This is a genomic window from Shinella fusca, from assembly GCF_014203155.1.
Lineage (GTDB): Bacteria > Pseudomonadota > Alphaproteobacteria > Rhizobiales > Rhizobiaceae > Shinella > Shinella fusca.
Genome location: NZ_JACHIK010000004.1, coordinates 194,698 through 212,106, shown reverse-complemented (window position 1 = coordinate 212,106; position 17,409 = coordinate 194,698). Strand labels below are relative to the sequence as shown.

Annotated in this window: 16 protein-coding genes; 15 read left to right on the top strand and 1 reads right to left on the bottom strand. The window is 66.8% G+C overall.

The window, feature by feature from the left end:
• The first annotated feature begins 30 nt into the window (after positions 1-30).
• From HNQ66_RS08055 to HNQ66_RS07985, 15 genes are all read left to right on the top strand, one after another.
• Positions 31-963, top strand: a complete 933-nt coding sequence (locus tag HNQ66_RS08055; protein WP_184142771.1) for a carbohydrate ABC transporter permease — start codon at positions 31-33, stop codon at positions 961-963.
• Between the two features lie 16 nt (positions 964-979).
• Entirely contained in the window at positions 980-1,882 is a 903-nt protein-coding gene (locus HNQ66_RS08050; RefSeq protein ID WP_184142768.1) for a carbohydrate ABC transporter permease, read from the top strand.
• Positions 1,883-1,894: 12 nt separating this feature from the next.
• A complete protein-coding gene (locus HNQ66_RS08045) occupies positions 1,895-2,635 on the top strand; it encodes an SDR family NAD(P)-dependent oxidoreductase (protein WP_184142765.1) in 741 nt (246 codons plus the stop codon).
• 205 nt (positions 2,636-2,840) lie between these two features.
• The gene (locus tag HNQ66_RS08040) at positions 2,841-3,890 is read left to right on the top strand and encodes a 2,5-dihydroxypyridine 5,6-dioxygenase NicX family protein (RefSeq protein WP_184142762.1); all 1,050 of its coding nucleotides are present in this window, start codon (positions 2,841-2,843) and stop codon (positions 3,888-3,890) included.
• A 22-nt stretch (positions 3,891-3,912) separates the two neighbouring features.
• Positions 3,913-5,223: an acyl-CoA dehydrogenase family protein gene (locus HNQ66_RS08035; protein WP_184142759.1), complete on the top strand. Its 1,311-nt coding sequence runs from the start codon at positions 3,913-3,915 to the stop codon at positions 5,221-5,223.
• A 3-nt stretch (positions 5,224-5,226) separates the two neighbouring features.
• Positions 5,227-6,474, top strand: a complete 1,248-nt coding sequence (locus HNQ66_RS08030; protein ID WP_184142756.1) for an alpha/beta fold hydrolase — start codon at positions 5,227-5,229, stop codon at positions 6,472-6,474.
• Complete coding sequence (locus HNQ66_RS08025; protein ID WP_184142753.1) at positions 6,471-7,148, top strand: TetR/AcrR family transcriptional regulator; 678 nt, start codon at positions 6,471-6,473, stop codon at positions 7,146-7,148. The genes HNQ66_RS08030 and HNQ66_RS08025 overlap by 4 nt, the downstream gene beginning before the upstream one ends.
• Before the next feature lie 2 nt (positions 7,149-7,150).
• A complete protein-coding gene (locus HNQ66_RS08020; RefSeq protein ID WP_184142749.1) occupies positions 7,151-8,494 on the top strand; it encodes a glutamine synthetase family protein in 1,344 nt (447 codons plus the stop codon).
• Positions 8,495-8,516: 22 nt separating this feature from the next.
• Entirely contained in the window at positions 8,517-9,005 is a 489-nt protein-coding gene (locus HNQ66_RS08015) for a flavin reductase family protein (protein WP_184142746.1), read from the top strand.
• Positions 9,006-9,083: 78 nt separating this feature from the next.
• Complete coding sequence (locus HNQ66_RS08010) at positions 9,084-10,526, top strand: APC family permease (protein ID WP_184142743.1); 1,443 nt, start codon at positions 9,084-9,086, stop codon at positions 10,524-10,526.
• A 291-nt stretch (positions 10,527-10,817) separates the two neighbouring features.
• Complete coding sequence (gene uxaC / locus HNQ66_RS08005; RefSeq protein WP_184142740.1) at positions 10,818-12,218, top strand: glucuronate isomerase; 1,401 nt, start codon at positions 10,818-10,820, stop codon at positions 12,216-12,218.
• 54 nt (positions 12,219-12,272) lie between these two features.
• A complete protein-coding gene (locus HNQ66_RS08000) occupies positions 12,273-13,448 on the top strand; it encodes an extracellular solute-binding protein (RefSeq protein ID WP_184142737.1) in 1,176 nt (391 codons plus the stop codon).
• 77 nt (positions 13,449-13,525) lie between these two features.
• Positions 13,526-14,626 carry an ABC transporter ATP-binding protein gene (locus HNQ66_RS07995; protein WP_246434234.1) on the top strand — a complete coding sequence of 367 codons (1,101 nt, stop codon included), beginning with the start codon at positions 13,526-13,528 and terminating at the stop codon, positions 14,624-14,626.
• A complete protein-coding gene (locus tag HNQ66_RS07990; protein ID WP_184142732.1) occupies positions 14,623-15,501 on the top strand; it encodes an ABC transporter permease in 879 nt (292 codons plus the stop codon). Before HNQ66_RS07995 ends, HNQ66_RS07990 begins: the two co-directional genes overlap by 4 nt.
• A gap of 51 nt (positions 15,502-15,552) precedes the next feature.
• Positions 15,553-16,395, top strand: coding sequence for an ABC transporter permease (locus tag HNQ66_RS07985; protein WP_184142730.1), 843 nt, complete (start codon positions 15,553-15,555; stop codon positions 16,393-16,395).
• Between the two features lie 14 nt (positions 16,396-16,409).
• On the opposite strand, the gene HNQ66_RS07980 is transcribed toward HNQ66_RS07985, so the two are convergent.
• Positions 16,410-17,243 (bottom strand): alpha/beta hydrolase, encoded by an 834-nt coding sequence (locus tag HNQ66_RS07980; protein ID WP_184142728.1) that lies wholly within the window; start codon positions 17,241-17,243, stop codon positions 16,410-16,412.
• Between the last annotated feature and the right edge of the window lie 166 nt (positions 17,244-17,409).

Here is a 17,409-nt window from a genome sequence, read left to right as displayed (position 1 = left end):
GGTTTCCAGACGAGATCCAGGGGAGAAGCCATGTCCGTCGTGCCGTCCGGTAAGCCGCCATCCGCCATGGCGTCGCTGATGCAGAACAACAATGTGCTCGGCTTCCTCTTCATGTTGCCGGCCGCGGTGTTCCTCGTCTGCTTTCTCACCTATCCGCTCGGCCTCGGCGTGTGGCTCGGCTTCACCGATACGCGGATCGGCCGGGACGGCGTCTTCATCGGGCTGGAGAACTACGAGTTCCTGGCGCAGGACAAGGTCTTCTGGCTCTCCGTCTTCAACACGCTGCTCTACACCTCCGTCGCCTCGGTGCTGAAATTCGCCCTCGGCCTGTGGCTCGCGCTGCTGCTCAACGAGAACCTGCCGTGCAAGTCGTTCCTGCGCGCCATCGTCCTTCTGCCCTGGGTGGTGCCGACGGTGCTGTCGGCGCTCGCCTTCTGGTGGATCTACGACAGCCAGTTCTCGATCGTTTCCTGGTCCCTGATGAAGCTCGGCGTCATCGACGGGCCGATCAATTTCCTCGGCGACCCGCAGAATGCCAGGGCCTCTGTCATCGCGGCGAACGTCTGGCGCGGCATTCCGTTCGTCGCGATCTCGCTGCTCGCCGGCCTCCAGACCATTCCGGCCTCGCTGCAGGAAGCCGCCTCGCTCGACGGGGCCACGAGCTGGCAGCGTTTCCGCTATGTGACGCTGCCCATGCTGACGCCGATCATCGCCGTGGTCATGACCTTCTCCGTCCTCTTCACCTTCACCGATTTCCAGCTCATCTACGTGCTGACGAAGGGCGGGCCGGTGAACGCGACGCACCTCATGGCGACGCTCTCCTTCCAGCGCGGCATTCCGGGCGGGCAGCTCGGCGAAGGCGCGGCGATCGCCGTGGCGATGGTGCCGTTCCTGCTCGCCGCCATCATGTTCAGTTTCTTCGGCCTGCAACGCCGCAAATGGCAGCAGGGCGGCCAGGATTGAGACCGGGAGGAAGACCATGAACACGACCAGGACCACGATCCCCGCCGACGTTCTCACCGACGACAACGAGGGCATGAGCTATCTCAACCGCCTGCCGCGCCGCATCGTCGTTCTCTACCTGCCGATGGCCGTCTTCGTCTTCGTGCTGCTCTTCCCGTTCTACTGGATGGCGATCACGGCGGTGAAGCCGAATGCGCAGCTCACCGACTACAACAATTACAGCCCGTTCTGGGTCGTGGGGCCGACGCTCGACCACATCAAGTACCTGCTCTTCCAGACGTCCTATCCGGGCTGGCTGTGGAACACGATGCTGGTCGCCGTCTGCTCGACGGCCCTGTCGCTCTTCGCCTCCGTCTTCGGCGCCTATGCGATCGAGCGCGTGCGCTTCACCGGCTCGCGCTCCGTCGGCCTGCTCGTCTTCCTCGCCTATCTCGTGCCGCCGTCGATCCTCTTCATTCCGCTCGCCTTCATCGTCTTCAAGCTCGGCATGTACGATTCGCGCCTTGCGCTGATCTTCACCTATCCGACCTTCCTCATCCCCTTCTGCACCTGGCTGCTGATGGGCTACTTCCGCTCGATCCCCTTCGAGCTGGAGGAAAGCGCGCTGGTGGACGGCGCCTCGCGCTGGCAGATCCTCGTCAGGATCATCCTGCCGCTCGCCGTGCCCGGCCTGATCTCGGCGGGCATCTTCGCCTTCACGCTGTCGTGGAACGAATTCATCTACGCGCTCACCTTCATCCAGTCCTCCGAGAACAAGACTGTGCCCGTCGGCGTGCTGACGGAGCTCGTGCGCGGCGACGTCTTCGAATGGGGATCGCTGATGGCGGGCGCGCTCTTCGGCTCGCTGCCGGTCGTCATCCTCTATTCCTTCTTCGTCGACTACTACGTCTCGTCCATGACGGGCGCGGTGAAGGAATAGGAAGGCGGAGCCATGAACCAGATCGACCTTTCCGGGCAGCATGCCGTCGTCACCGGCGGCGGCCAGGGCCTCGGCTATGCCATGGCGAGGCGCATGGCGGCGTCCGGCGCCCGGGTGACGCTGTGGGACATCGACGGCCCGCTCGCACGCGATGCGGCGGCGAGCCTCGGTGGCGGCAGCATCGCTGTCGACGTCACCGACCATGCCGCCGTCGAGGCCGCGATGAAAGCGAGCGAGGATATTTCCGGGCCGGTCTCGATCGTCGTCAACTCCGCCGGCATCGCCGGCCCCGCCGCGCCGCTCGACGCCTATGACGTGGCGATGTGGAAGGCGATCATCGACGTCAACCTGCACGGCACGTTCCATGTCTGCCGCGCGGCGGTGCCGGGCATGAAGGCGCGCGGCTACGGGCGCATCGTCAACATCGCCTCCATCGCCGGCAAGGAGGGCAATCCGAACGCCTCGGCCTATTCGGCATCGAAGGCTGCCGTGATCGGGCTTACCAAGTCGCTCGGCAAGGAACTTGCCGGCTACGACATCGCCGTCAACGCCATAACGCCGGCGACGGCCGAAACGCGCATCCTCGAACAGCTCACGCCCGAATTCATCGAATACATGCGCGGCAAGATCCCCCGCGGGCGCTTCCTCGACGTCGAGGAAGCCGCCGCCATGGTGGCCTGGCTGGTCTCGAAGGAAAACAGCTTCACCACCGGGGCGGTCTTCGACCTCTCGGGCGGCCGGGCCACCTACTGACGGCACCGTCTTTTCCCGACAAAACAAGCACATATCGAGCAACGCCGTGCGCTTTCCCATCGCCGGCGAACGGGCGGAAATCGTCCAGTTTCGCGGCGTGAAATTCCCTCTGGAATTATCACTTGACAAAACTTCAGACTTAAAAGAATTTTTAACTCATAAGTAAAGAAATCGCTGAGGGGCGATCCAGAACCGGGAGAATTCAATGTTGCAGGAGCGCATTGAAGGGAAGTGGCTTGCCTGCTTCCGACGGGTATTCGTGCTCAATGGCATAGGCCGTGGAACGCGCGTGGCCATCGTTGCGGAGACGCAGTCGCGGCCCGTGCTGGTGCAGCTTGCCGACCTTGCCTGCCACGATCTTGGTGCCGACTACTGCATGATCACCATGCCGACGCCGCGCCAGACGGCGCCGGTTCCCGTCAAGTCGACGGGCACCTCCCTTGCCATCCAGGGCAACCGGGCGGCGATCGAGGCCATGAAGCAGTGCGAGATCATCGTCGACTGCACCGTCGAGGGCATGATCCACGCCGCCGAATGGCCGGAGATCGAGGAGGCGGGCGCGCGCATCCTCGTGATCTGCAACGAGCATCCGGAAATCCTCGAGCGCTGCGAGCCGAAGGCCGAGCTCGGCCCGAAGGTGGCGCTCGGCATCCGCATGCTGCGCGAGGCGAGCGAAATGCGCGTGACTTCGGCGGCGGGCACGGACCTTGCCATCGACCTTCGCAACGCCCCCTGCGGCGGCACGCCGGGCTTCGGCACCACGCCGGGCGCGGTCGCCCACTGGCCGGGCGGGCTCTGCCTCGCCTTCCCGGGGCCGAACACGGTCAACGGCCGCATCGTCATGGATGTCGGCGACATGAACCTCACCTTCAAGAGCTACCTGACGAGCCGCATCGACTTCACCGTCGAGAACGATTTCGTCAAGGAAATCAAGGGCGACGGTTTGGATGCCGAGCTCTTCCGCGATTACATGGAAGCCTGGGAGGATCCGCTGGCCTACGGCTTTTCCCATGTCGGCTGGGGCATGAACCCTGCCGCCCGCTGGGTCTCCGGCGCGCTCTACGACAAGCGCGACATGCAGGCCGTCGAGTTCCGCGCCTGGGCCGGCAATTTCCTCTGGTCGACCGGCGCCAACCAATATGCCGGCCGCTTCACCGAGGGGCATTTCGACCTGCCGATGCGCAAGTGCACGATCACGCTCGATGGCCTCGTTGTGGTGAAGGAAGGCCGTCTCCAGGGCGATCTCGCCCTCTGACCGGATTTGAGAAGGACTGACGATGAGCGAACCTGCAGACTACTACGACCTCTCCCGCATCCGGCCCGAAGTGCTGGCGGTCCTCACCCGCATCAACGAGCTCGGCCGCGAGCGTTTCGCGCCGCGCGCAAGGGCCATCGACGACGAGGCGTCCTTTCCGGTGGAGAACTACAAGGACCTCGCCGCCGAGGGCTTCCTGACGCTGACGGTGCCGCAGGAATTCGGCGGGCACGGCTTCAGCCTCGGCGAATATGCGATGGTCGGCGCGGAGATCGGCAAGTATTGCGGCGCGACGGCACTCACCTTCAACATGCACAACTCCTCCATGATGTGGTCGCGGTTCATGTACGAACTGCCGAGCCTCACCGACGAGGACCGCGCCGCCTTCGCCCCGCTGCGCGAGCGCCAGTTCCGCCGCGCGGTCAAGGAGCAGGGCATCTATTCGCAGCCCATCTCCGAGGCCGGGCAGAACTGGACGTCGAAGCCTGCGCAGACTGCTTGCCGCAAGGTCGACGGCGGCTGGGTCATCAACGGTTTCAAGAAGTTCGCCTCGCTCGCCGGCTATTGCGACTACTATTCCATCGTCTGCACCGAGCATTTCGAGGGCGTGGAGCCGCGTCACGAGGACACGATGATCTTCGTCGTGCACAAGGATGCGCCCGGCCTTTCCGTCACCGGAAGCTGGGATCCGCTCGGCATGCGCGGCACCAACAGCCGCGACCTCGTGCTGAAGGACGTCTTCGTCACCGAGGAAGACCTGATGATGCCGCGCGGCATCTTCATCAAGACCCTGCCGCACTGGCCGCACATGATGGCGACGCTCTCGCCGACCTATATGGGCGTGGCGCAGGGGGCCTTCGATTTCACCGTGGCGTATCTGCGCGGCGAGCTGCCCGGCCAGCCGCCGGCCGACCGGCGCATGTTCGGCACGAAGCGCATCACCGTCGGCAAGATGTACGCCCAGCTCGCCGCCATGCGCGCGCTCTGGTGGCAGGCCTTCATGGAGGCGCAGGGCTTTCCGAGCAAGGCGCAGGTCATGCGCATGTATGCCGCCCAGTACAACGTGATGGAGGGCGTGCAGGAGATCGCGGCGCTCGCCATCCGCACCTGCGGCGGGCAGTCCATGCTGAAATCCCTGCCGCTGGAGCGCATGTATCGCGACAGCCGCTGCGGCGCGCTGATGCTGCCCTATACGTCCGAGATCATGGAGGATTACCTCTCCGTGCTGACGCTCTACGACCTGGACGAGCTCGACAAGGCGCCGGGCGACGAGGGCGGCGCGCGCTCCTCGCTCTGGCGCGGCACGGGCGGAACGCTGAAGGGGCTTCGCTGAGCCATGGCCGAGGAGCAGGTTCAGGTCATCGGGCATTGCGCGGCGGAACCTGCCGCGGTGTGGGCCGTTGCCGGGAATTTCTGCGGCGCCTGGCACCCGGCGATTGCGGAGATCCGGGCCGAGCGCGACGCGCGCGGCGCCCTGATCCGCGCCTTCACGGCAAAGGGCGAGGACACGCTCTACCGCGAACAGCTCACCTACCGCTCCGATACCGACCGGGTGCTCGCCTATACGCATCTCGAAGGCATTGCCGGGGTGGAGCGTTACGACGCCCGGCTTGCGGTTTTTCCCGACGAGGGCGGTGGCAGCCGGATCGAATGGTCGGCACGGTTTTCCGCCTCCGCCGAGCGCGCCCCGGCGATTGCCGCCGGCACGAAGGCGATCTTCGAGATGGGGATCGCCGCGCTCGGCGAGCTTTCCGGAGACCTCGAAACCGTCTTCCTCGACGGCGAGCCGCCGCTGGCGCTGACCGTCACGCCGCAAAGGCCGGGGCCGCTCGTGCTTTTCCTGCACGGCATCGGCGGCGGGCGGACGAACTGGCTGGCGCAGCTTCGCGCTGTGGCGCCGGCGGCGCGGGCCGCCGCGCTCGACCTGCGCGGCTATGGCGAAAGCGGGCGCGGCGCGGCACAGAGCACGGTCGAGGATTATTGCGGCGACATCCTCCGGGTCGCCGATGCGCTGGGCGCGGCGCGGCTCGTGCTCTGCGGCCTTTCCTACGGGTCGTGGATCGCCACGTCCTTCGCCATGCGCCATCCGGAGAGGCTGGCGGGCCTCGTCCTTTCCGGCGGCTGCACGGGCATGTCGGAGGCCGGCATCGCCGAGCGCGAGGCATTCCAGGCCGCCCGCGAAGTGCCGCTGAACGCCGGCAGGACGCCGGCCGATTTCGCGCCGGCGGTCGTCGACGTGCTGGCAGGGCCGGATGCGGACGAGGCGGTCCGGCAGGCGCTGTTCGCCTCCATGGCGGCCATTCCGGCCGCGACCTACCGCGATGCGCTCCATTGCTTCACCCATCCGCCGGAACGCTTCGACTTCTCCCGGCTCGCCATGCCGGTGCTGATGATGACGGGGCGGCACGACCGGCTCGCGTCCCCCGATGAGATCCGCGGGGTTGCGGGCCGCATCGTCGCGGCCGCGCCGCGCGCCTTCGTCCGCTTCGAGGTGATCGAGGATGCGGGCCATGTCTGCAATGTCGAGCGGCCCGAGGCCTATAACAGGGTCCTCTGCGCGTTCCTGTCGGAGGTCGTGCGATGACCGCTCTTCCCAAGCGCCAGCAGAACCGCATCCTGCGCGAGCGCCGCATTCTCGATGCCGCGCTCACCGTCTTCTCGCAGAAGGGCTTCGTCAGCGCCTCGATGGACGACATCGCGGCGGAAGCGGGGCTCTCCAAGCCGACGCTCTACCAGTATTTCCCCTCGAAGGACGAGCTCTTCACCGCCATGATGACCGAGGAGCGGGACCACATGCTCGAATCCTTCGAGTATCCCACCGCCTCGGGCATGGTCGCCGAACTCTATGCCTTCTCCTGGCACTATGCCGATGTCGTGCTCCGTCCAGACATGCTGAACCTCGCCCGGCTGATCATCGGCGAGGCGCAGCGGCTGCCGGATGTCGGCCGCGCCTACCAGGCGTCCGGCCCCGACCGGGTGCTCGCCGGCATGATCGCCTATCTGGAACGCCAGCGCGCGGCGGGCCGGCTCGTCTTCGACGATGCCGAGCTTGCGGCGGAAGACCTCTGGGGCCTCATCCTCTCGGCGCCGCGCAACAAGGCGCTGCACATTCCCGATGCCGTGCCCGACCGGGCGACCATCGAGCGCTACATCCGCAACGGCCTTCGCGTCTTCCTGCGCGCCTATTCCACGGCGCCGGACAGGGACCTTGCCGTTCTCTCATCCCTGACGCCGCCGCCGGCCACCGAAACGGAGTGACCATGACCCTCGACGCCTACCTCGCCGATCCTGCAAGCCGTTTCGCCACCGTCGCCATGACCGATACGAACGGCCTTCTTCGCGGGCAGATGGTGTCCGTGCGGTCGCTCGCCGGCATCGCCCGCGCCGGCATGGGCATGTCCCCGGTCACCTTCGCGCTGGACCCGACGGACGTCGTCCTCAACATCCCGGGCGTCTCCGACGACGCGTCGGATTTCCACGACGACCCGCTGGTGGTGGATCCCGCGACGGTGCGACGCCTGCCCTGGTCGAAGCCGGGGCACGACCTGCTCGTCCTTTCCAACTATGGCGGGCCGATGGCCGAGCTTTGCCCGCGCTCGCTCCTGACGCGCGTTCTGGCCCGCGCCGGCAAGGCGGGCTTTGCGCCGCGCTACGGCATGGAGCTGGAATACACGCTGTTCGACGAGACGCCGGAAAGCGCCCGCGAAAAGGGCTACCGCAATCTCAGGACCGCGACCATGCACAAGAGCCACGACCTCGTGCTCTACCAGGTGCAGCAGACGGAATGGTACGAGGCGCTGGCCGGGATCTGCGAGCCGTTGAGGATCGACCTTGCCAAGATGCACGAGGAGATCGGCGGCGGTTTCCTCGAGGCGTGCATTGCGGCCGGCACGGGGCTGGAGCCGGCCGACCAGCTCGTGCTGCTGAAGAATTTCGTGCGGGCGCTGGCGCAACGGCAGGGCAAGTGCGTCACCTTCATGCCGCGCTGGACGGAGGATGCCGACAGCCAGTCGATCCACCTCCATGTCAGCCTGACGGACGGGCAGGGGCGAAAGGTCTTCCACGATCCGGCCGGCCGAAACGGCATGTCGCAGGCCTTCCGCCACTTCATCGGCGGCCTGCAGAGATATATCGGCGACATGACGCTGATCTTCCAGCCGACCGTCAATTCCTACCGGCGTTTTGCGCCCGGCACCTTCGCCCCGCCGGGCCTTACCTGGGGCTTCGAGAACCGCACGACCTGCTTCCGCGTCGTCGGCCACGACGCGGGCTCGCTGCGCGTCGAAAACCGCCTGCCGGGCGCCGACACCAATCCTTACCTGACGGTCGCCGCGACCGTGGCGGCGGGCGTTGCCGGCATTCTGGAAGGCATCGAGCCGGAGCCGGAGGTGATCGGCAACGGCTATGTGCAGGCAGGCGCGGGGCCGGATTTCGCCCGCTCCATGCCGGAGGCGATCGCGCGGCTGCGCACCTCCTCCTTCGCGAAGGACTGGCTCGGCGAGCGTTTCGTCGAGGCCTTCGCCGCCAGCCGCCAGAGCCAGCACGACGAATTCTGCAAGAAAGTGCCCGATGTAGAACTGCAACGCTTCTTTGACCTGGGGTAGCGCCATGAAACCGGAACTTCGCATGCAATTCCTCGAAGGCATGAGCCGTGCGGCCACCTTCGTCGCGGTGGTGACGACGGATGGCGAGGCGGGACGTTTCGGCGTCACGATCAGTTCGCTGACCTCGGTCTCGGCCGATGGCGACCACCCGTCGCTGCTCGCCTGCCTCCACCACATGAGCCCCGTCGCGGCGGCGATCCTGAAGAACCGCGCCTTCTGCGCCAATCTCCTCCACGAGGACCAGCATCAGGTCTCCGATCTCTTCGCGGGACGCCTTGCCGCCGGCGAACACGCGGCCCGCTTCGAGCAGGCGCCCTGGTCGCCGGGCGAGCTCGGCCAGCCGGCCCTCGTCGGCGCGACGGCGAGCTTCCAGTGCCAGGTCGCGACCTCCGTGCTCTGGGAAACGCATCACATCATCATCGGACGTGTCATGAACGTCCGCTTGTCGGAAAACCCGGCCTCTCTGCTCTACGGCCACCGGGCCTATCACCGGGCGGTTCAACTGTCGTAGCGCGCAAGAAAAACAAACCGAGGCTGCGGATGCCGGTGCGGTGAGCCGGCGAATGGGGAACCAAAACTGGAGAGAACAATGACAGACGTGACAACGGCGGGGCTGAACCAGCTCCGCAGAAATTCGCTGGGGCTGATCGCCGTGACCTTCATGGTGATCTCGGCCGCGGCACCTTTGACCGGCGTTGCCGGCGCGGTGCCGATTTCCTTCCTCATCGGCAACGGGACCGGCATTCCGGCCACCTTCCTCCTGATGACGCTGATCATGCTGGCCTTTTCGGCCGGCTACGTGGCGATGTCGCGCCATGTCACCAATGCCGGCGCCTTCTACGCCTATGCCGCGCGCGGCCTTGGCGGGCGCATGGCCGGCGCGGTCGCGATCATCGCGGTCGTCGCCTACAACGCCATGCAGTTCGGCCTGATCGGCCTTCTCGGCGGCATCGCCAGCGGCGTCTTCGCCGGCTTCGGCGTCAACCTGCCCTGGTATCTGTGGAGCCTCGTCGCCGTCCTCCTCGTCGGCACGCTCGGCTACCGGCAGGTCGACCTCTCGGCAAAGGTGATGATCGTGCTGGTCGTGCTCGAATACCTCGTCGTGCTGCTGGTCGATTTCGCGATCCTCGGCAGCGGCGGGGCCGAGGGCCTTTCCTTCAACTTCTTCGACACGACGGCGATCTTCTCCGGCTCGCTCACCGCGGCGATCCTCTTCTGCCTCGGCTCCTTCATCGGTTTCGAGGCGACGACGATCTATGCCGAGGAGGCGCGGGATCCGGAAAGGACCATTCCGCGCGCCACCTATCTCTCGGTGCTGATGATCGGCCTCTTCTTCGTCTTCACGACGTGGCTGATGATCGCGGGCGTCGGGGCCGACAAGCTCGTGCCGGCCATCGGCGCCCTGCCGGATCCGACCTCGTTCTTCTTCGATCTGGCCGGCACCTATGTCGGCGGGCCGGTGCCGGCGATTGCCGGCCTGCTGCTCGTCTCCAGTCTCTTTGCCGCGATCAGCGCCTTCCACAACTACATTGCCCGCTACAGCTACGTGGCCGGCCGCGAAGGCCTGCTGCCGGCCGCCTTCGGCCGCACGCACGACGCCCACCAGAGCCCGCATATCGGCTCGGTCGTGCAGACGGTCATGGCGCTCGTCGTGCTTGCCGTCTTCGCCGGCCTCGGCCTCGATCCGGTGCTCAACATGTTCACCTGGATCAGCCAGATCGGCACGCTCGGCGTGCTCGGCATGATGACGATCACCTCGCTGTCCGTCATCGTCTTCTTCCGCAAGAAGGGCGGCGGCAATCCGGCGCTGACGACGCTGATCCTGCCGGCCGTGTCCGGCCTCGTGATGGCGGCGCTCTTCGTCTACATCTTCATCAACTTCGGCGACCTGACGCAGACTGCCGGCGGTTCGCTCGGCATCATCCTGCCGGCGCTCATCCCCGCCGCGGGCATCGTCGGCTTCGCCATGGCGAGCCGGCTCAAGGCGACCAACCCGGCCGCCTACGCCCGGATGGGCCAGAACAACACCTGACGGACCGCGGCGGCGCCATCGACCGGCGCCGCCGCCCTTTGCCTTGCCGCCGGCCGACGGCGTGCGCGATGGCAGCACCGGCGCCGTATCGCCGCATCTCTCCTCTTCACCTGATCCAGACATGCCAACCGCGCCGCTCCGGCGCGCGCGTGCTTGCGAAACCCCGCGCTGCCGGGGCTCCGCGAGCTGCGCGAAATGTCGCTCGTAATATGGAATCCGTCGGTTGACTCGGTTTTGCATACTAGTATACAAAACTCCCTGAGGACTTGACCGCGGGAGGAGACGGCGGAAATGGCATTGCATCCTGATCGGCTTCTGCCTGCCGAGCCGGGCATCCGGGCAATCGCCCGGCGCCTCTACGACGGCGTGGCGGGCCTGCCGATCGTTTCGCCGCACGGCCATACGGACCCCGTCTGGTACGCGGAGGATCCGGCGTTCCCCGATCCGGCCGCGCTTTTCATCACGCCCGATCACTACGCCACGCGGATGCTCTATTCCCAGGGCGTGCGGCTGGAAGACCTCGGCGTGGCGCGGCGCGACGGAACGGGTGTCCGCCCCGATGGCCGCCGCATCTGGCGGCTCTTCGCCGAGCATTTCCACCTCTTCGCCGGCACGCCGACGCGGCTCTGGTTCGAGCATTCGCTGGAGCTCGTCTTCGGTATCGACGAGCGCCTGACGCCGCAGAACGCCGATGCGCTCTACGACCGGATCGCCGCGGCCATCGCCACCCCGGCACTGCGTCCGCGTGCGCTCTACGACACCTTCGGCATCGAGGCGATCGCCACGACGGACGGTGCGCTCGACGACCTTGCCCACCACGATGCAGTGCGCCGCTCGGGCTGGCACGGCCGCGTCCTGCCGACCTACCGGCCGGACGCCGTGGTGGACCCGGAAGCGGCCGGTTTTGCGGGCAACGTGGAACGGCTTCTCGCCATGACGGGCGAGCCGGCGACGTGGGCGGGCTACCTTGCCGCGCACCACGCCCGGCGCGCCTTCTTCAAGGCGCAGGGCGCGACGGCCTCCGACCATGGCCATCCCAGCGCGCAAACGAGCAACCTGCCGGCGGATGAAGCGGCCGCCCTGTTCGACAAGGTGCTATCCGGCAAGGCGGATGCGGCGGAGGCCGAGGCCTTCCGCGGCCAGATGCTGACGGAGATGGCGCGCATGAGCCAGGACGACGGCCTCGTCATGCAGCTTCATCCCGGCTCGTTCCGCAACCACAACCCCTCGCTCTTTGAGGCCTTCGGGCCGGACAAGGGCGCCGACATCCCGAAGGCGACGGACTATGTGCGCGCGCTGAAGCCGCTGCTCGATGCCGTCGGCAACGACCCGGCCCTCACGCTCATCCTCTTCACGCTCGACGAGAGTACCTATTCGCGCGAGCTCGCCCCGCTTGCCGGCCACTATCCGGCGCTGCGGCTCGGCCCCGCCTGGTGGTTCTTCGACAGCCCCGAGGGCATGCGCCGCTTCCGCGAGACGACGACGGAGACCTGCGGCTTCTACAACACGGTCGGCTTCAACGACGATACCCGCGCCTACCTGTCGATCCCCGCGCGGCACGACATGGCGCGGCGGGTGGACTGCGCCTACCTCGCCCGGCTCGTTGCCGATCACCGCCTCGACGAGGCGGAGGCGCACGATCTTGCGCGTGACCTTGCCTACGGCCTCGCGAAGAAAGCCTATCGCCTTTGAGATGAAAACGCCGGGCGCCCGGAGACGGCCGGTTTAACGATGGAGGAGAACGAAATGCAGATCACACGCAGAACATTCGTCGGCGGCGTCGCCGGCATGGCGGGCCTCGGCCTGCTGCCCGCCCGCAGCTTCGCGGCCCTCACGGCGCCCGCCAGCCCGGTCACGATCACCATCGTCGACGTCGCGGGCAACCTCGCGCTGACGCAGGGCATGTTCGAGAACTATGCGGCGGCCAAGCCCGAATGGGTCTCGAGCTTCGCCTTCACCAAGGCGCCGGCCCCCGAGCTTCCCGCCAAGATCCAGGCGCAGCAGGCCGCCGGCCATGTCGATATCGACCTCGTGCTGACCGGCACCGACGCGCTCTCCGCCGGTCTCGACCAGGACCTGTGGATCGACCTTTCCGCCCACAAGGGCGAGCTTCCCGATCTTGCCTCGATCTACATCCCGCAGGCCTCCAAGATGCAGGCGCTCGCCAAGGACCGCGGCGTCGTCGTGACCTATTATCCTTCCGGCCCGCTGATCGAATACATGCCCGACCGCGTCGCCACGCCGCCGAAGTCGGCCGAAGAGCTGCTGGAATGGGCGAAGGCCAATCCGAACAAGTTCATCTATGCACGCCCGGCCAATTCCGGCCCCGGCCGCACCTTCCTGATGGGCCTTCCCTACCTCCTCGGCGACAGCGATCCGCTCGACCCGGTCAAAGGCTGGAGCAAGACCTGGGAATACCTGAAGGAACTCGGCAAGCATGTCGAATATTACGGCACGGGTACCGGCCAGACCATGAAGGAGCTCGGCGAAGGCACGCGCGACATCATCGTCTCGACGACCGGCTGGGACATCAACCCGCGCGCCCTCGGCATCGTTCCGGCGGAGGCGAAGGTCGGCACGCTCGCCGGCTTCCACTGGGTCACCGATGCGCATTATGCCGTCATTCCGAAGGGCGTTTCCGACGAGAAGGTGAATGTCCTCCTCGACGTCATCAACTTCATCCTGCAGCCCAAGCAGCAGGCCATCGCCTATGACGAGGGCTATTTCTATCCGGGCCCGGCCGTCAAGGACGTGACGCTCGACATGGCGCCGCAGGCAAGCCAGGACGTGATCGCCGAATTCGGCCGCCCGGAATACGAGGACTGGATCGCCAACAATCCGCTGGAGATTCCGCTGGAACCTGCCCGGATGGTCGATGCCTTCCGCATCTGGGACGAGCAGGTCGGTTCGGCCAAGGGCTGAACGCCAACATGTGCTCTCGCGGCGCCCCGGTCACGGGCGCCGCAATGTCGACAGTGCCGTACAAACAGGAGGCGCTCTTGAGCCAGCAGGCCCAGACCGCAACGACAGTCCCTTCGTCCCGGCAGCGCGCCCGGCTCGAGCTGAATGGCCTGCGCCGTTCGTTCGGCTCCTACAATGCGCTCGACGGGATCGATCTTTCCATCGAGCCCGGGGAATTCATCGCCCTTCTCGGCCCGTCCGGCTGCGGCAAGTCGACCGCGCTCAATTGCCTTGCGGGCCTTCTGGCGCTCACCGGCGGGGAAATCCGCCTCGGCGACCAGCGCATCGATACGCTGGAGCCGGAAAAGCGCGGCTTCGGCATGGTGTTCCAGAGCTACGCGCTCTTCCCGCACATGACGGTGCGCAAGAATGTCGGCTTCGGTCTTGCCATGCGCGGCATCAAGGGCGCGGAGGCGGACCGCCGCATCGACGAGGCGCTGGCGCTCGTGCGCCTCGGCTCGCAGGCCGAGAAGCTGCCCGGCCAGCTTTCCGGCGGCCAGCAGCAGCGCGTGGCCATCGCCCGCGCCGTCGTCATCCGCCCGCCGGTCGTGCTGATGGACGAACCCCTTTCCAACCTCGACGCCAAGCTGCGTCTGGAGATGCGCGCCGAAATCCGCGGCATCCACGACCAGATCGGCTCGACGACCATCTATGTCACCCACGACCAGGACGAGGCCCTGTCGCTCGCCGACCGCATCGTCGTGATGAGCCAGGGCCGCATCATGCAGATCGGCACGCCGGAAGACCTCTACCAGCGGCCGGCCCATGCCGAGGTCGCCGATTTCATGGGCTTCCGCACGCGCCTTGCCGGCCGCGTCGTCTCGGTATCGGGCGAGGAAGTCCTCATCGAGGCCGCCGGCGCGCGCCTTGCCGGGATTGCCCGCGACGCGCTGAAGCCGGGCGATGCCGCCGTTCTCTCCGTGCGGCCGGAGGACCTCGTCGCCGTCGACGAAGGGGAGGGCATTCCCGCCGTCGTGTCGAACATGGAATATCGCGGCCGCGCCTTCTTCGGCCTTGCCCATGCGGGCGACGGGTCGGAATTGTTCTTCCGCGCCGACAGCCACCTGCCCCGCGGGGCGGCGGCAAAGCTGCAGCCGGCCGCCGGCCGGGCGCTCGTCTTCCGGGGTGAGGCGCAATGAGCGGGCCGTCGCTCGGCACGCGCCTTGCCGCGCGCGGCATCGACGGCACGACGCTGCTCGTGCTGCCGGGCATCGCCGTCATGGTGGCGCTGTTCGTCTATCCCTTCCTCTACGGCATCGTCGATTCGCTGACGCCGAAGGAAGGCGTCTGGTATTCGAACTATACGCGCTTCTTCAGCGACCGCTTCCAGTACGGCACCATCGCCGCCACGCTCTGGCTGGCGCTGCCCGTCACCATCCTCAACATGGCCCTTGCCCTGCCGATCGCCTTCCGCGTGCGGCTGATGAACCGGCAGCGCCTCCTGACGACGATCCTCGTCCTGCCGGTGACGCTCGGCACGGTCTTCGTCGCGGACGGGCTCCTGACCTTCCTCGGCCCGCAGGGCTGGTTCAACCGGACGCTGATCCTCGTCGGCATCCTCGATGCGCCGGTGAAGCTCACCAACAATTACTGGGGCGTCTTCGCCTCGCTGCTGATCACGGGCTTTCCGTTCGCATTCCTGCTGACGCTCTCCTACGTAACCGGCATCGACCCGGCCATCGAGCAGGCCGCCGCCACGCTCGGCGCGAAGCCGCGCCAGCGCTTCATGCGCGTCTTCCTGCCGCTTCTCGTGCCGGGGCTTGCCGTCACCTTCTGCCTTTCCTTCGTGCAGGCTTTCGCGGTCTTCCCCTCCGCCGTCCTGCTCGGTGCGCCGGCAGGGGCGACGCGGGTGATCTCGATTGCCGCCTACCAGGCCGCCTTCGAGCAATACGACCACTCGATGGGCACGGCCATCGCCATCATCATGGGCGTCGTCGAGCTGGTCATCGTCGTGGCCGTCCTGGGCCTGCGCTCCTTCTTCTACCGCGGCCCTGCCGGCGGCACGAAGGGATAAGGCCATGCACGCTGCGATCCTTCGGACACCATTCATCGGAAAGGGCACGCCATGATCCGTGACCAGGGCATAGGCTCGAAGCTGTGGCGCTTTGCCGTATGGGCGCTCGCCGGCCTCTTCGTTCTCAACCTCCTTGCCGTCATCGCGGCGGTGCTGGTCAATTCCTTCGCCACCCGCTGGCTCGGCACATGGCTGCCCGCCGGCTGGACGACCCGCTGGTATTTCGATGCCTGGCGCGAGTTCCAGCTTTCCAACGTGGTGCTCGTCACCTTCCAGATCGTCTTCACGGTGGTGCTGATCTCCGGCATCGTCGGCGTCGTCACCGCCTATGCGCTGGCGCGCCGGGACTTTCCGGGCAAGCGGGCGGTCATCCTGCTCTTCCTGCTGCCGCTCCTCATCCCCCCGCTCACCTACGGCATCCCGCTTGCGACCGTGCTCTACCAGGTCGGCCTCGGCGGCTCGTTCTGGGGCGTGGTCTTCATCAATGTCGTGCCGTCGCTGCCCTTCGTCATCCTCGTGATGATTCCCTTCATCGAGCAGATCGACCCGCGCATCGAGGCGGCGGCCCGCGTCTTCGGCGCCGGCACCGGAAGCCTCTTCCTGCGCATCCTCCTGCCGCTGCTCCTGCCCGGCATGCTGGCCGCGCTGCTCCTCGTGCTGGTGCGCACCATCGCCATGTTCGAGCTGACCTTCCTCGTCGCCGGGCCGACGACCCAGACGCTGGTGGTCTCGCTCTACTATGCCGTCTTCGCCTCCGGCGTGCGCGCCGGCCAGTCGATCGACGCCATGGCGGTGATCTACATGGTCACGACGCTCTTCTGGCTGGTGCTCGCCCTGCAATTCGTCAGCCCGACGCAGATCGTCGCAAGGGCCAAGCAGCAGCAGGCGGCGTGACGCGAAGCGGGCGATCAGGCCTCCGACAGCAGCGTCCGCGTCAGCGGGTGGTTCGCATCCGTCAGGCCGTCGAGGATGTCGAAGTGGTGCCTGTTCGGCTCGACGATGGCGGCGGTGGTTGCGCCAAGGCCGGTCCAGATATTGGCGAGCAGGGCGTTCTGGCGCAGGAATTCCGCGCGCTCCGTCGCGCCGGCCCAGCAGGTGATGCGGGCATTCGCCATCGGGCGGAGGAGGGCGGGGCTTTCCGCAAGCGCTTCCGCCTCGTCGAGGCGAAGCCTCTCGTTCATCGCGGTGAGAAGCAGCGGGCGCAGGTCGTGCAGCCCTGAAATGGAAACGACGTTGCGGATGCGCCGTTGGACCTCGGGCGCCAGCGGCGCCGTCGCCGTGACCATGCGGCTGACGAGATGGCCGCCGGCGGAATGGCCGGTCAGCATCAGCGGGCCGTCGACCAGACCTGCGGCTTCCGTGACGGCCGCCGCGATCTCTTTGCCGATATCGGCGATGCGCACCTCGGGGCAGAGCGTATAGGACGGCATGGCGACGGCATAGCCGCGCGCCACGCTGCCCGCCGCAAGATGCGACCAGACGCTCTTGTCGAGCTGCAGCCAGAAGCCGCCATGCACGAAGACGACGAGGCCCTTGGGCTTGCCTTCCGGGAGGAAAAGGTCGAGGCGGTTGCGCGGGCGTCCGCCATAGGCAAGGTCCAGCCTTGCGCGCTCCGCCGCGGAAAGCGCGTTGCGGAAGGTCTCGGCAGGTCCCGCCCAGGCCGCCGGCCAGCGGTCGCCGCGCGCGATGTTCACGCCGTTGGCATAGGCGTCGTCCCAGTCCGAAACGCGGTGTTCCAGCATCGCTGCAATCCTCCCTTTGATGCGGCCAGCGCCATAGCAATCGCCCGGACGGCGGCCAAAGGCAATGGCGTCGCGGAAGAAACTTTAGGCTTGAAATGATTTTTGACAGGTGCCATGCTGCCCCATGTTCAGCGCGGAAGTGGAGGTCTTCGCTGTGCCCATCACC

Excerpts from the sequence above, each read along its gene's own strand:
- HNQ66_RS08055 (WP_184142771.1), top strand. The coding sequence starts at position 31 with ATGTCCGTCGTGCCGTCCGGTAAGCCGCCATCCGCCATGGCGTCGCTG.
- HNQ66_RS08050 (WP_184142768.1), top strand. The coding sequence starts at position 980 with ATGAACACGACCAGGACCACGATCCCCGCCGACGTTCTCACCGACGAC.
- HNQ66_RS08045 (WP_184142765.1), top strand. The coding sequence starts at position 1,895 with ATGAACCAGATCGACCTTTCCGGGCAGCATGCCGTCGTCACCGGCGGC.
- HNQ66_RS08040 (WP_184142762.1), top strand. The coding sequence starts at position 2,841 with ATGTTGCAGGAGCGCATTGAAGGGAAGTGGCTTGCCTGCTTCCGACGG.
- HNQ66_RS08035 (WP_184142759.1), top strand. The coding sequence starts at position 3,913 with ATGAGCGAACCTGCAGACTACTACGACCTCTCCCGCATCCGGCCCGAA.
- HNQ66_RS08030 (WP_184142756.1), top strand. The coding sequence starts at position 5,227 with ATGGCCGAGGAGCAGGTTCAGGTCATCGGGCATTGCGCGGCGGAACCT.
- HNQ66_RS08025 (WP_184142753.1), top strand. The coding sequence starts at position 6,471 with ATGACCGCTCTTCCCAAGCGCCAGCAGAACCGCATCCTGCGCGAGCGC.
- HNQ66_RS08020 (WP_184142749.1), top strand. The coding sequence starts at position 7,151 with ATGACCCTCGACGCCTACCTCGCCGATCCTGCAAGCCGTTTCGCCACC.
- HNQ66_RS08015 (WP_184142746.1), top strand. The coding sequence starts at position 8,517 with ATGCAATTCCTCGAAGGCATGAGCCGTGCGGCCACCTTCGTCGCGGTG.
- HNQ66_RS08010 (WP_184142743.1), top strand. The coding sequence starts at position 9,084 with ATGACAGACGTGACAACGGCGGGGCTGAACCAGCTCCGCAGAAATTCG.
- uxaC (WP_184142740.1), top strand. The coding sequence starts at position 10,818 with ATGGCATTGCATCCTGATCGGCTTCTGCCTGCCGAGCCGGGCATCCGG.
- HNQ66_RS08000 (WP_184142737.1), top strand. The coding sequence starts at position 12,273 with ATGCAGATCACACGCAGAACATTCGTCGGCGGCGTCGCCGGCATGGCG.
- HNQ66_RS07990 (WP_184142732.1), top strand. The coding sequence starts at position 14,623 with ATGAGCGGGCCGTCGCTCGGCACGCGCCTTGCCGCGCGCGGCATCGAC.
- HNQ66_RS07985 (WP_184142730.1), top strand. The coding sequence starts at position 15,553 with ATGATCCGTGACCAGGGCATAGGCTCGAAGCTGTGGCGCTTTGCCGTA.
- HNQ66_RS07980 (WP_184142728.1), bottom strand. The coding sequence starts at position 17,243 with ATGCTGGAACACCGCGTTTCGGACTGGGACGACGCCTATGCCAACGGC.